Below are 12,763 nucleotides of genomic sequence, written 5' to 3' on the forward strand. Positions count from 1 at the left end.
TCACGGATTTATTACGGACTGCCGAGGCTGACGGCGAGGTTGACCGCGGCTGCCACGATGACCGTGTTGAAGAAGAACGACAGGATCGAGTGCACAAGCACGACACGGCGCATTTGCGAGGTCGTGATGTTGGTGTCGGCGGTTTGCGCCGTCATGCCGATCACCGTGGCGAAATAGAGGAAATCCGAGCCTTCCGGCCGCTTGCCGCCCGGGAAGTCGAGGCCGCCGACCGGAATTTTCTTTTTTGCGTCGCCACCCATCGCATCGCCATCCAACCAGTAGATATGCGCGTAGTGAAGTGCGGCCATGGCATGGATGGTCAACCAGCCAAGCGGGATAGACAGCAGCGCCACCGTAAGCTCGACGGTGTCCGCGCTCTTCTCCCTGTTGATCAATTGAAACAACGAAATGATGGCAATAGCGACGACAATCAGCGTGACCGCGAAGATGGCCAGTACCGGCAGGTCCGTGTCGCCTGCATTCTTGCGCAGATAGCTGCCGGTAAGCCGCGGCATGTGGGCGATGACAAGAACGAGATAAGCGGCAAAGAACACATTGGCGCCGATCGAGTAGGCAAGCGGCGCACGCCAGACCAGCGCGGCGCCAAAGGCTGCCACGCCGATGCAGGCCGACACCGCGAACGGCGTGTGGCGTTGCATGGGCATCTTGGTCGGGGTACCAGTCGTCATGGCCTTCAGTCCGCTGACGCGGATTTCAGCGCTCGCCGTAGGATGCGGTCAAGCTCGCCGAGGAACCGCGAGCGATCCTGCGGCGCGAAGCTCGAATTGTAGCCCTTGCTTTCGCCGGTTTCGCGCAGATGCTGCTTGAGATCGCGCATTGCCACCGCCATGCCGATCGTTTCGGGCGTAAACGGGCGTCCGGTCGGACCAAGTACGTGGGCGCCAAGCGCCACCGCACGCGCGGCAAGCGGGATATCGGCGGTCACCACAATGTCGTTGGACCGGGCATTTTCGACGATCCAGTCGTCGGCGGCATCGGCGCCCTTGGAGACGACGACATTGCGGATCATCGGATCGCGCGACGGACGCAAGCCGCCATTGGAGACGAAGGTGACGACGATACCGTGCCGCTCGGCGACTTTTTCGACCTCGGCCTTCACCGGGCAAGCGTCGGCATCGACGAGAATAGCAGGTGCGGGCATCGTTGTTCCAAATGTGAAAGAGCCGGGCGGCGTCGCCCGGCTCGATCGATGATAGTCGAGCGGCCACTAGGCCGGCAACGCGCCGGACCTCTTGGCCGTCCAGGTGGCGATATAGTCCATCAGTCCTGGATTGAGGCAATCATAAGGTTCGAGCCCGATCGACTTCAGCTGTGACCTTATGCCGTCCATGCGGCTCGGATCGACACCGGACTCGATGATCGAAGAGACAAAGGCGGTGAAGCCCGGCGGCGCCCAGCCGTCTTCCTGGAAGCGTTCCGGATGGATGAAGGACAGCCCCTTGAAAGCGTGGTCGCGCTCGACCGGGCCGTGCATGTGGACGCCGCAGCCTGTGCAGGCATGGCGCAGGATCAGCGCGCCCGGATCGACGATCTTCAGCTTGTCGCCGTTTTCCGTCACCGTCACGTCGTTTGTACCGGCAACCGCCACGACCGAGAACAGCGCGCCTTCCGGCTTCCAGCATTTGGTGCAGCCGCAGGCATGGTTGTGGGCGATCTGGCCCTTGACCTTCACCTTGACCGGGTTGCTGGTGCAGGCGCAGACCAGCGTGCCGCCGGCAAAGTCGGCCTTTTCCCGTGGCAGTCCATTGTCGATTTTAGGATGCAGTTTTTCCGGCATTTTTGTCTCCTCCCGTGTTGAACATCTGCATTTTTCGGCCGCTGGCTGGTTAGCCGGCGGCTTTCTCGTCCTCAGTAAACCACCACGCTCCTGATCGACTTGCCTTCATGCATCAGGTCAAAGCCCTTGTTGATATCCTCGAGCGTCAGCGTGTGGGTGATCATCGGATCGATCTCGATCTTGCCGGCCATGTACCAGTCGACGATCTTCGGCACGTCGGTGCGGCCGCGCGCGCCGCCGAAGGCGGTGCCCATCCAGGTGCGGCCGGTGACCAGCTGGAACGGCCGCGTCGAGATCTCCTGGCCGGCGCCGGCAACGCCGATGATGACCGACTTGCCCCAGCCGCGATGCGACGCTTCGAGCGCCTGCCGCATGACTTTGGTGTTGCCGGTGCAGTCGAACGTGTAGTCGGCGCCGCCGATCTGGTCGGCGCCGCGCTTGGTCATGTTGACGAGATGGGCCACGACGTCGCCGTCGATCTCCTTCGGATTGACGAAATGCGTCATGCCGAATTTCTCGCCCCATTCCTTCTTGTCGTTGTTCAGATCGACGCCGATGATCATGTCGGCGCCGGCAAGGCGCAGGCCCTGGATGACGTTGAGGCCGATGCCGCCGAGGCCGAAGACGACCGCGGTCGCGCCTTGCTCGACCTTGGCCGTGTTGATCACCGCACCGATGCCGGTGGTGACGCCGCAGCCGATGTAGCAGATCTTGTCGAACGGGGCGTCGGCATTGACCTTGGCCACCGCGATCTCGGGCAGCACGGTGAAGTTGGAAAAGGTCGAGCAGCCCATATAGTGGAACAGCTTGTCCTTGCCGATCGAGAAGCGCGAGGTGCCGTCGGGCATCAAGCCCTGTCCCTGCGTGGCGCGGATGGCGGTGCACAGATTGGTCTTGCGCGACAGGCAGGACGGGCACTGCCGGCATTCCGGCGTATAGAGCGGGATGACATGGTCGCCCTTCTTGACCGAGGAGACGCCCTTGCCGACGTCGACGACGATGCCGGCGCCCTCATGGCCGAGGATCGCCGGAAACAGGCCTTCCGGGTCGGCGCCCGACAGCGTGAACTCGTCGGTGTGGCAGATGCCGGTTGCCTTGATCTCGACCAGCACCTCGCCATCACGGGGGCCTTCGAGGTCGACCTCCATGATCTCCAGCGGCTTTCCGGCGGCGACGGCGACAGCGGCGCGCGTTTTCATCAGGCAATCCTCCCAAGGCAGTCTGCAATCCAGGTTAGATTTAACTTACCATTCAGCTCTGCGCTATGCACGAAGCGACGTTCTGACCCCGGATTTTCGTCAGCGCCCGCCGATTTGCATGCGGGATAGGCTCCGACTTTGCCTTGACCGGCCCCCTGAAGCCCATAAAACGGGAAGCCCGTAAAAGAAGGGCAGCCGAGGGACGAGGCCTGCATGTTCACAAAGATCCTGGTCGCCAACCGTGGCGAGATCGCCTGCCGCGTGATCAAGACGGCGCGCAAGATGGGCATCGCCACCGTTGCGGTCTATTCCGACGCCGACCGCGACGCCGTGCATGTCGAAATGGCCGACGAGGCGGTGCATATCGGGCCTTCGCCGGCTGCGCAAAGTTATCTGGTCGCGGAAAAGATCATCGCCGCCTGCAAGGCGACAGGAGCAGAGGCCGTGCATCCCGGCTACGGTTTCCTGTCCGAGCAGGCATCCTTCTGCGAAGCGCTGGAGCAGGAAGGCATCGTCTTCATCGGCCCGAAGCCCAAGGCCATCAAGGCGATGGGCGACAAGATCGAATCGAAGAAGTTCGCCAACGCGGCCAAGGTGTCGACGGTGCCCGGCTGGCTCGGCGTCGTCGAAAGCGCCGCCCATGCCGAAAGAATAGCCGGCGAAATCGGCTATCCCGTGATGATCAAGGCTTCGGCCGGCGGCGGCGGCAAGGGCATGCGCATCGCCTGGAGCAAGGCAGAGGTGCGCGACGGCTTCGACCGGGCGCGGTCGGAGGCCAAAAGCTCGTTCGGCGATGACCGCGTCTTCATCGAAAAATTCATCGTCGATCCGCGCCATATCGAAATCCAGGTGCTCGCCGACGCGCATGGCAACACGCTCTATCTCGGCGAGCGCGAATGCTCGATCCAGCGCCGCAACCAGAAGGTCGTGGAGGAGGCGCCGTCCCCGTTCCTCGACGCCAAGACCCGCAAAGCCATGGGCGAGCAGTCGGTGGCGCTGGCCAAGGCCGTCGACTACCAGAGCGCCGGCACGGTCGAGTTCATCGTCGACAGCGACAAGAACTTCTATTTCCTGGAAATGAACACGCGGCTGCAGGTCGAGCATCCGGTGACGGAACTCGTCACCGGCATCGACCTGGTCGAGCAGATGATCCGCGTGGCGGCCGGCGAAAAGCTCGCCATCAAGCAGAGCGATGTCAAGCTGAACGGCTGGGCGGTGGAAAGCCGCCTCTATGCCGAAGATCCGTATCGCAACTTTCTGCCGTCGATCGGCAGGCTGACGAAATACCGGCCGCCGGAAGAGGGAAAATTCGGCGAAATCGTTATCCGCAACGATACCGGCGTTACCGAAGGCTCGGAAATCTCGATGTTCTACGACCCGATGGTCGCCAAGCTGTGCACCTGGGCGCCGACACGGCTGGCGGCGATAGACGCGATGTCGGAAGCGCTGGACAGTTTCGTCGTCGACGGCATCGAGCACAACATACCGTTCCTGGCGGCGCTGATGCAGCATCGGCGCTGGCGGGAAGGTCTGATATCGACCGGCTTCATCGCCGAAGAATACCCCGATGGCTTCGCGCCCATCGTGCCGAACAGCGAAGAAAAAGCGGTGCTGGCCGCGATTGCCACCGCGGTGGAACTGCTGCGCCGCGACCGGCTCGACCGGCTGGGCGGGCGGCTGGCGCCGCATTCGGGTGCCTTGAAACGCGATTGGGTGGTGAAGATCGGCCGGGACTATCTTTCGGTCGCCATCGTCGAAGGCATGATTTCCATTCCGATCGAGCTTGACCTGTCGATCGACGGCGGCGAGCCACTGACGGTGGCATCCGACTGGCGGCCGGGCGATCTCATCTGGCGCGGCACGGTCGGCGGCCGCAAGGTCGCGGCGCAAGTCAGGCCGGTGCTGAACGGGTTCCGCATCGCCTGGAAAGGCATCTCGGTGACAGCCCGCGCCATGCTGCCGCGCACCGCCGAGCTCGAAAGGCTGATGCCGGAAAAAGTGGCGCCGGATACCTCGAAGATGCTGCTTTGCCCGATGCCCGGCCTCGTCGTATCGATCGCCGTTGCCGAGGGGCAGGAGGTCAAGGCCGGCGAGACGCTGGCCGTGGTCGAGGCGATGAAGATGGAAAACGTGCTGCGCGCCGAGCGCGACCTCATCGTCTCGAAGCTCAACGCCAGGCCCGGCGACAGCCTTGCCGTCGATGCGGTGATCATGGAATTCGCGTGAGGCCGAAACCCCCGCCCTCGACGCCCGTCAGAAGTTGGCAGGACAGAGGGGGGCGCGAAGGAACGCGACCTTGCAATTGGTTGGGCACGCTCAGTGGAGGAGGGACAAGGCGAGGCCGTGAGGAATTCGCACTTTTTTGCCGTCACAACGTATTTTGTTCTTGCTTTGTGCCGGCAGCTATGCTATTAATTTGCGCATGGTGCTAATTGGCTCCAGCGACCCGCCCGCAGTGGCGGGTTTTTATTTGCAGCCTGACGTCGGCGGGACAGCGCCCTCTCTGTCCTGCCGGACATCTCCCCCACGAGGGGGAGATTGGCAGCTTCGGTGGTTGCTCTAAACTTCCAAAGCTCCAATCACCACCGCTGGACTCGTGTTACCCGGTGCCGGACAATACATCTTCATCGACTGAGTCCTTGTGAGGCGGCGCGAAAAAACCATGGCGGATGAGAGACTTCCACGCGATCCCTTGCTGCGCGAGGCCTATGCAAAGGCGTCGCGGGCGGAGGCGGCGGCGCGTCGGTTCATTCATCTGCGCGTGCATTCGGCCTATTCGCTGCTCGAAGGTGCCTTGCAGCTCGGCAAGATCGTCGGCCATGCGGTGCAGGACGAATGCCCGGCAATCGCTGTCACCGACACCAACAATCTGTTCGGCGCGCTGGAATTCGCCCAGAAGGCGGCAAAGGACGGCATCCAGCCGATCATCGGCTGCCAGATCGACCTCGCCTTTTCCGGCGAGGCGAGCGACAGCCAGCGCGACCGCAGGCGGCAAGGACCGGAGATGCGGCCGGTCGTCCTGATCGCCGCAACCGAGGCCGGCTACGGCAATCTGGTCAGGCTGGTCAGCCGCGTCTACCTCGAGACACCGCCCGGCGAAGCGGTGCATCTGACGAGCGAGATGCTGCAGGGCCATTCCGACGGTCTGATCTGCCTTACGGGCGGGCCGCGCGGTCCGATCGGCACTGCCTTGAAACAGGATCGCCGCGAACTCGCCGAGACCCGGCTCTCGGCGCTCAAGAGCCTGTTCGGCGACCGGCTCTATGTCGAGCTTGAGCGCGTGTCGAGCTACGACCGCGCCATCGAGCAGTCGTCGGTCGATCTCGCCTACCGCCACGATCTGCCGCTGGTTGCCACCAACGAGGCGTTTTTCTTCTCTCGTGAAGACTATGAGGCGCATGACGCCCTGATCGCCATCGCCGAAGGTTCCGTGGTTGCGGCCGACAATCGCCGCCGCCTGTCGCCCGACCACTTCCTGAGAAGCCAGGCCGATATGGCGAGGCTGTTCGCCGACCTGCCGGAAGCAATCGACAACACCGTCGAGATCGCGCTGCGCTGCTCGTATTACCCGAAGACCCGCAATCCGATTCTGCCGCGCTTTGCCGGCCGCGATGTCGCCGACGCCGATGCTGCGGTCAAGGCGGAGGCGCAGGAGCTTGCCAGGCAGGCGCATGAAGGGCTAGAGGCGCGGCTGGCGGCGCACGGGCCGACGCCCGGCTATACCGTCGAGCAATATCGCGAAAGGCTGGATTTCGAGCTCGGCGTCATCGAGAAGATGAAATATCCGGGCTATTTCCTGATCGTTGCCGACTTCATCAAATGGGCCAAGGCACAAGGGATTCCGGTCGGCCCGGGCCGCGGTTCGGGCGCCGGCTCGCTGGTCGCCTATGCCACGACCATCACCGACATCGACCCACTGCGTTTTTCGTTGCTGTTCGAGCGCTTCCTCAATCCCGACCGCGTGTCGATGCCCGACTTCGACATCGACTTCTGCCAGGACCGGCGCGAGGAAGTCATCCGCTACGTCCAACGGAAATACGGCCGCGACCAGGTTGGCCAGATCATCACCTTCGGCACGCTGCAGGCGCGCGCGGTGCTGCGCGACGTCGGCCGCGTGCTGCAGATGCCTTACGGGCAGGTCGACAAGCTGAGCAAGATGGTGCCGTCGAACCCGGCCAATCCGGTCAAGCTCGCCGACGCCATCGCCAACGAGCCGCGCTTTGCCGAAGAGGCGGAGCGTGAGCCGATCGTGCAGACGCTGCTCGATACGGCGCAGAAACTGGAAGGTCTTTATCGGCACGCCTCGACGCACGCCGCCGGCATCGTCATCGGCGACCGGCCGCTGTCGGAGCTGGTGCCGATGTACCGCGATCCGCGCTCGGACATGCCGGTCACGCAGTTCAACATGAAATATGTCGAGCAGGCCGGGCTGGTGAAATTCGACTTCCTTGGCCTGAAGACGCTGACGGTGCTGGACAGGGCCGTCAAGCTGATCCGCCGCCGCGGCATCGAGATCGATCTTGCCCACATTCCGCTCGACGATCCCGAAACCTACGCCATGCTGTCGCGCGGCGAGGTGGTCGGCGTGTTCCAGGTGGAAAGTGCCGGCATGCGCAAGGCGCTGATCGGCATGCGGCCCGACTGTATCGAGGACATTATCGCGCTGGTCGCGCTCTACCGGCCGGGGCCGATGGAGAACATACCGACCTACAACGCCAGAAAGCACGGCGAGGAGGAGATGGCGTCGATCCACCCGAAGATCGACCATCTCGTCAAGGAGACGCAAGGCGTCATCGTCTACCAGGAACAGGTGATGCAGATCGCGCAGGAGCTCTCCGGCTATTCGCTGGGCGAAGCCGATCTGCTGCGCCGCGCCATGGGCAAGAAGATCCGCGCCGAGATGGACAAGCAGCGCGAGCGCTTTGTTTCGGGCGCGGTCGAGCGCGGCGTCGGCAAGCCGCAAGCCGACTTCATCTTCGACCTGCTGGCAAAGTTTGCCGACTACGGTTTCAACAAATCGCATGCCGCCGCCTATGCCGTCGTCTCCTACCAGACCGCCTATCTGAAGGCGCATTACCCTGTCGAATTCCTGGCGGCATCGATGACGCTCGACATGGGCAATACGGACAAGCTCGCCGATTTCCGCCAGGATGCGCTGCGCCTCGGCATCGAGGTGGTGGCGCCGTCGGTCATGACGTCGTTCCGGGATTTCGAGGTCGGCGAGAACCGCATCTTCTATTCGCTGGCCGCGCTCAAGGGCGTCGGCGACGCGGCGGTCGAGCACATCGTCGCTACGCGCGGCGAAAAACCCTTCAAGAGCCTCGCCGATTTCTGTGATAGGGTCGATCCGAAGATCGTCGGCAAGCGCGTCTTCGAAAGCCTGATCATGGCCGGCGCGCTCGACTGCTTCGGTCATGACCGTGCGGCGATGATGGCCGGCGTCGAGCGGATGATGGGGCTGGCGTCGCTGGCGCAGCAGAATGCCGTCACCGGCCAGCATGACATCTTTGGCGCCTCGCTCGGCGCACAGTCGCAGGCGCTCAACTTGCCGGCGACCGATCCCTGGCTCGCCGCCGACCGCCTGCACCGTGAATTCCAGGTGGTCGGGTTCTATCTCTCGGCGCATCCGCTCGACGAATACAAGGCGGCGCTGCAGAAAATGCGGGTGCAGACCTGGGGCGAGTTTTCGGCCGCCGTCAAACGCGGTGCTGCCGCCGGCCGGCTCGCCGGCACGGTGACCACCAAGCAGGAGCGCAAGACGCGCACCGGCAACAAGATGGGCGTCGTGCAATTCTCCGACACGTCCGGCCAGTATGAAGCGGTGCTGTTTTCCGAGGGGCTGGCGCAATACCGCGACTTGCTCGAACCCGGCCGCTCGGTGGTGATCACCGTTTCGGCCGAGGACAGGCCTGAAGGCGTCAATCTGCGCATCCAGACCGTGCAGTCGTTGGAGGAAGAGGCAAGCCGTATCCAGAAAGCGTTGCGCATCTTCGTCAGAAATGACGCACCGGCATCGACAATTCAATCGCAGCTTGGCCAGCGTGGCGACAGTCAGGTGAGCATCATCGTCATCAAGGAAGGCGGCGAGGGCGAGGTCGAGATCGAGTTGCCCAACCGCTACCGCGTATCGCCTCAGATCGCGTCGGCGATGCGGGCGGTGCCGGGCGTGGTCGAGGTGGAACTGGTCTAAGAGTTAGCGCACGCTTATGAAGCGGCGATCTCCGCCGGTTGCGGTGCTCTCCGCTGCAGGTTGAGCAGATTTCCCATGAGGATCAGCAGGGCGCCACCGGCGGTGAAGGCGTCGATCTGCTCGTGATAGAGCAGCCATCCGATCACCGCCGACAGCGGCACGCGCAAAAAGTCCATTGGCGAGATGACCGTCGCATCGGCATAGACAAGTGCGCGGGCCATGCAGAAATGCGACGACATGCCGGTGAAGGCGATGAGCAGGATCCACGGCCAGAGCTCAAGCGGCGGGTTTTGCCATTCGTAAAGCGCCGGGACCAGGCCAAGCAGCGACTGGATGATCAGCATCCAGAAGATGATGCGCACGACGCTGTCCGTCCGCGTCAGCGACTTGACGAGGACCACCGAGACGCCGAAGCAGACCGCGGCTCCCAGCACGATTACATGTCCCGGATTGACCGCGCCGACGCCCGGACGCACGATGATCACAACGCCGATCAGCCCGAGCACGATCGCTGCGAGCCGTGGCCGGGAGAGCCTTTCGCCGAGGAAACCGACGGCCAGCAAAGCAGTCCAGATCGGCGTCGTGAATTCGATCGAGATCAGTACCGCAAGCGGGATCAGCGTCAGGGCGTAGAGCCAGGCAGCCTGGCCGGTATAGTGGACGACGTTGCGGGCGATATGAGCCAGCGGGCGTCCGGTGCGCATCGCCGCAAAACCGCCTGACATCATGACCAGCGGCAACAGGATGAAAAAGCCGATCACCGAGCGCAGCTCGAGCACCTGGAAGACGTTTAGTTCGGCCGTCGTGGCGCGGCCAGCCACCGACATCGCCAGGAACGAGGCGATCGACAGCGCCATCCAGAACGCGGCCTTGGGGATCGAGGGTGCGGGTGCCATGCGGCTATGTCGCAAGCCGGAGCGCTCATCGCAACCGCTAGCCGACGCATTCGGCTGGGCCAGCCGTGCAGCGCTTCACGCAGTGATGTTGAAGCCGGAACTCGCGACTGAGGGAAGCGTTGGTCTGTCACTGCTTGCGTTCTGTGTTTTGGATACCAACGAGGAGCGGTCCGATGAAATCATTCGCACGATTTGTACTTGCCGGCTGCCTGACGGCCGGGGCCGGCGCAGCGCATGCCGACGATCCGGATTTTCTTCGCTCATTCCAGGGGAATTTCGCCGGCAAAGGCATCGTCAAGGTGACCACCGATGCGCCGACGGTGAATGTCTCCTGTCATTTCAATTCCGACGCAACGTCGAGCTCGCTATCGCTCGACGGCAGCTGCCGCGGTCTTATCGTGGTAACGCGCGCCATCAGCGCCGATCTCAAATCGAGCGGGACGAAATACACCGGCACCTATGTCGGATCGCGCACCGGGCCGGCGCAATTGAGCGGCAGCCGCTCCGGCAACGCAATCAATCTCGGCATCCGTTGGGCCAAGGAGGTCAATGGCGATCGCAGGGCGCAAATGACTGTTGAGAAAACCGGCGAGGACGGCATGCGGCTGACCGTTATCGATACCGATCCGAAAACTGGAAAAAGGGTGGTGACCAGCAGGATCGATCTGCGGCGCACCTGACGGGCTCACTCCTCGACCGGTTCGGGCGGATGGGCATCGCGGCCCTTGCCGAAGGTATAGCCGGTTTCCACCGCCCTGCGGCCGAACTTGCCGCGCAGCGTGTCGATGGCGCCTTCGGCCATGGCGCGCTTGCGTGACTGGACGTCGACCAGGTCGGGCGGGTCCGCCCGGTCATCGTCGGAGAGATCGCTGACGCCAATGCCGAGCAGCCGGTATTTCGTGCCATCCGCTTCCTTGCGCAGCAGCTCGAGCCCGGTCTGAAAGATGCGGTCGGCCAGCCGGGTCGGATCGCCGAGCTGGCGATTGCGCGTGCGGATCTTGAAATCCTGGGTCTTCAGCTTGAGGACGACGGTGCGTCCGGCAATGCCGGATTTCTTCAGCCGGGCCGAGACTTTTTCCGACAGCGCCCTCAGCACCGAAACCAGTTCGTCGACGGAGGCGATGTCGGTATCGAAAGTGGTTTCTGCCGACACACTTTTCGCGTCCTGGTCGGGAACGACGCGACGGTCGTCCTCGCCGCGCGAAAGCCGGTAGAGCCGGTCGCCCATGACGCCGTAGCGGCGCATCAGATCGCCACGTTCCATGCGCTGCAACTGGCCGATGGTGCGGATGCCGTCGCGCTCGAGCGTGGCGGCAAAGGCCTTGCCGACCCCCCAGATCAGCGTCACCGGCTGCTCGGCCAGGAAGCCGATAGCCTCGGCCTCGCCGATCACCGAAAAGCCGCGCGGCTTGCGGAAGTCCGACGCCACCTTGGCCAGGAACTTGCAGTAGGAAAGGCCGGCCGAAACGGTGATGCCGATCTCCTTTTCCACGCCGAGTGCGAAGCGCGCCAGCACCACCGCAGGCGGCAGGCCATGCAGGCGCTCGGTGCCGGCGAGGTCGAGAAAGGCCTCGTCGATCGAGAGCGGCTCGACCAGCGGCGTCAGCGCCTGCATCATGGCGCGCACCTCGCGGCCGACGCGCACGTATTTTTCCATGTCCGGCGGCAGGACCACCGCTTCCGGGCAGGCTTCGAGCGCCTTGAACATCGGCATTGCCGAGCGCACGCCGTGGATGCGGGCAATGTAGCATGCGGTGGAGACGACGCCGCGCTTGCCGCCGCCGATGATCAATGGCCGGTCCTTCAACGCCGGGTTGTCGCGCTTTTCGACCGCCGCGTAGAACGCGTCGCAATCGATATGGGCAAGGCGCAGCCGGTAGAGCTCCGGATGGCGGGCGAGCCGTGGACTGCCGCAGCGCTCGCAACGGCCTGCCTCGCTGCGCTGAAAACTCAGGCAGTCGCGGCAAAAACCGTGTTCGGGATTGTTGACAGGGGCCGCCATCGCTGCGAACATAAAGAGAACAAATGCAATGGTACGTCAGGACGGACGCCACGACAAGGCGGTGGGCCGGGAGAGAGCTCATGAATACGACCATAGCGCCGCTAGTGCCCGAGCTTTGGGCGGATTTCGAAGATCTTTTCGGTAGGCAAGGCGCCTGCTACGGCTGCTGGTGCACACATTTCCGGCTGTCGCCCGCAGCGCGCCGCGCGAGCAACCGGGAGCGCAACAAGGACCACATCAAGGCGCGGATCGAGGCCGGGCCGCCGCCCGGCCTGTTGGCCTTCGAGGGTGGCCAGGCGGTCGGCTGGATGCAGATCGGCCCGCGTGCCGACGTGCCCGAATGGAACAACCAGGGCAGGGGGTCGGCGCCGATCGACCCCGCCGACGCCAGCGATCCGGGCGTCTGGGCGATCTCCTGCTTCTTCATCCGCACCAAAGCACGCGGCAAGGGCCTGTCGCACCGCCTGGTCCAAGGCGGCATCGAGTTCGCCCGCCAGAACGGAGCGCGGCTGATCGAAGCCTGCCCGATCGATCTATCGAAGGATTCGCGCTCGATCGGGCTGTTCGTCGGCTCGTCGCGGGTCTTCGAAAAGGCCGGGTTCCAGCGGTTGGTCGAACGTAAGCCAGGCCGACCGCTGATGCGGCTGGTGCTGTAACAGCTCCGCAACACATAGGCCT

At 63.6% G+C, this 12,763-nt stretch carries 10 protein-coding genes; 4 read left to right on the forward strand and 6 right to left on the reverse strand.

Going from position 1 to position 12,763, the window contains the following annotated elements; translation table 11 throughout:
- Positions 1-11 precede the first annotated feature (11 nt).
- The 4 genes from NKI25_RS12385 to NKI25_RS12400 form a co-directional block, all read right to left on the reverse strand.
- Positions 12-689: a DUF1345 domain-containing protein gene (locus tag NKI25_RS12385; protein WP_352998531.1), complete on the reverse strand. Its 678-nt coding sequence runs from the start codon at positions 687-689 to the stop codon at positions 12-14.
- A gap of 5 nt (positions 690-694) precedes the next feature.
- On the reverse strand, positions 695-1,162 hold the full coding sequence (locus NKI25_RS12390) for a YaiI/YqxD family protein (RefSeq protein ID WP_352454435.1): 468 nt from the start codon (positions 1,160-1,162) through the stop codon (positions 695-697).
- Between the two features lie 66 nt (positions 1,163-1,228).
- Positions 1,229-1,798, reverse strand: a complete 570-nt coding sequence (gene gfa / locus NKI25_RS12395) for an S-(hydroxymethyl)glutathione synthase (RefSeq protein WP_352697755.1) — start codon at positions 1,796-1,798, stop codon at positions 1,229-1,231.
- Positions 1,799-1,869: 71 nt separating this feature from the next.
- The gene (locus NKI25_RS12400) at positions 1,870-2,997 is read right to left on the reverse strand and encodes an S-(hydroxymethyl)glutathione dehydrogenase/class III alcohol dehydrogenase (protein WP_352998532.1); all 1,128 of its coding nucleotides are present in this window, start codon (positions 2,995-2,997) and stop codon (positions 1,870-1,872) included.
- A 213-nt stretch (positions 2,998-3,210) separates the two neighbouring features.
- Here NKI25_RS12400 and NKI25_RS12405 point away from each other — a divergent pair, with 213 nt between their 5' ends.
- Together NKI25_RS12405 and dnaE are read left to right on the forward strand one after the other, a co-directional pair.
- Positions 3,211-5,223: an acetyl-CoA carboxylase biotin carboxylase subunit gene (locus NKI25_RS12405; protein WP_352998533.1), complete on the forward strand. Its 2,013-nt coding sequence runs from the start codon at positions 3,211-3,213 to the stop codon at positions 5,221-5,223.
- 436 nt (positions 5,224-5,659) lie between these two features.
- Positions 5,660-9,187 (forward strand): DNA polymerase III subunit alpha, encoded by a 3,528-nt coding sequence (gene dnaE / locus NKI25_RS12410; RefSeq protein WP_036239474.1) that lies wholly within the window; start codon positions 5,660-5,662, stop codon positions 9,185-9,187.
- 14 nt (positions 9,188-9,201) lie between these two features.
- Here the strand turns inward: dnaE and NKI25_RS12415 are convergent, their stop codons facing one another.
- The gene (locus tag NKI25_RS12415; protein ID WP_023679994.1) at positions 9,202-10,083 is read right to left on the reverse strand and encodes a DMT family transporter; all 882 of its coding nucleotides are present in this window, start codon (positions 10,081-10,083) and stop codon (positions 9,202-9,204) included.
- Positions 10,084-10,256: 173 nt separating this feature from the next.
- Here NKI25_RS12415 and NKI25_RS12420 point away from each other — a divergent pair, with 173 nt between their 5' ends.
- Complete coding sequence (locus tag NKI25_RS12420; protein ID WP_352594501.1) at positions 10,257-10,763, forward strand: hypothetical protein; 507 nt, start codon at positions 10,257-10,259, stop codon at positions 10,761-10,763.
- 5 nt (positions 10,764-10,768) lie between these two features.
- On the opposite strand, the gene NKI25_RS12425 is transcribed toward NKI25_RS12420, so the two are convergent.
- A complete protein-coding gene (locus NKI25_RS12425; protein ID WP_352594500.1) occupies positions 10,769-12,097 on the reverse strand; it encodes a DNA polymerase IV in 1,329 nt (442 codons plus the stop codon).
- 68 nt (positions 12,098-12,165) lie between these two features.
- Between NKI25_RS12425 and NKI25_RS12430 the strand changes: the two genes are divergently transcribed.
- Positions 12,166-12,741, forward strand: coding sequence for a GNAT family N-acetyltransferase (locus tag NKI25_RS12430; protein WP_023679991.1), 576 nt, complete (start codon positions 12,166-12,168; stop codon positions 12,739-12,741).
- Positions 12,742-12,763: the final 22 nt, after the last annotated feature.

It is taken from the genome of Mesorhizobium sp. M0808 (assembly GCF_040320025.1).
Lineage (GTDB): Bacteria > Pseudomonadota > Alphaproteobacteria > Rhizobiales > Rhizobiaceae > Mesorhizobium.

What these genes read in the sequence shown, in the direction of transcription:
- NKI25_RS12385 (WP_352998531.1), bottom strand. Translation starts at nt 689, where the DNA reads ATGACGACTGGTACCCCGACCAAGATGCCCATGCAACGCCACACGCCG.
- NKI25_RS12390 (WP_352454435.1), bottom strand. Translation starts at nt 1,162, where the DNA reads ATGCCCGCACCTGCTATTCTCGTCGATGCCGACGCTTGCCCGGTGAAG.
- gfa (WP_352697755.1), bottom strand. Translation starts at nt 1,798, where the DNA reads ATGCCGGAAAAACTGCATCCTAAAATCGACAATGGACTGCCACGGGAA.
- NKI25_RS12400 (WP_352998532.1), bottom strand. Translation starts at nt 2,997, where the DNA reads ATGAAAACGCGCGCCGCTGTCGCCGTCGCCGCCGGAAAGCCGCTGGAG.
- NKI25_RS12405 (WP_352998533.1), top strand. Translation starts at nt 3,211, where the DNA reads ATGTTCACAAAGATCCTGGTCGCCAACCGTGGCGAGATCGCCTGCCGC.
- dnaE (WP_036239474.1), top strand. Translation starts at nt 5,660, where the DNA reads ATGGCGGATGAGAGACTTCCACGCGATCCCTTGCTGCGCGAGGCCTAT.
- NKI25_RS12415 (WP_023679994.1), bottom strand. Translation starts at nt 10,083, where the DNA reads ATGGCACCCGCACCCTCGATCCCCAAGGCCGCGTTCTGGATGGCGCTG.
- NKI25_RS12420 (WP_352594501.1), top strand. Translation starts at nt 10,257, where the DNA reads ATGAAATCATTCGCACGATTTGTACTTGCCGGCTGCCTGACGGCCGGG.
- NKI25_RS12425 (WP_352594500.1), bottom strand. Translation starts at nt 12,097, where the DNA reads ATGTTCGCAGCGATGGCGGCCCCTGTCAACAATCCCGAACACGGTTTT.
- NKI25_RS12430 (WP_023679991.1), top strand. Translation starts at nt 12,166, where the DNA reads ATGAATACGACCATAGCGCCGCTAGTGCCCGAGCTTTGGGCGGATTTC.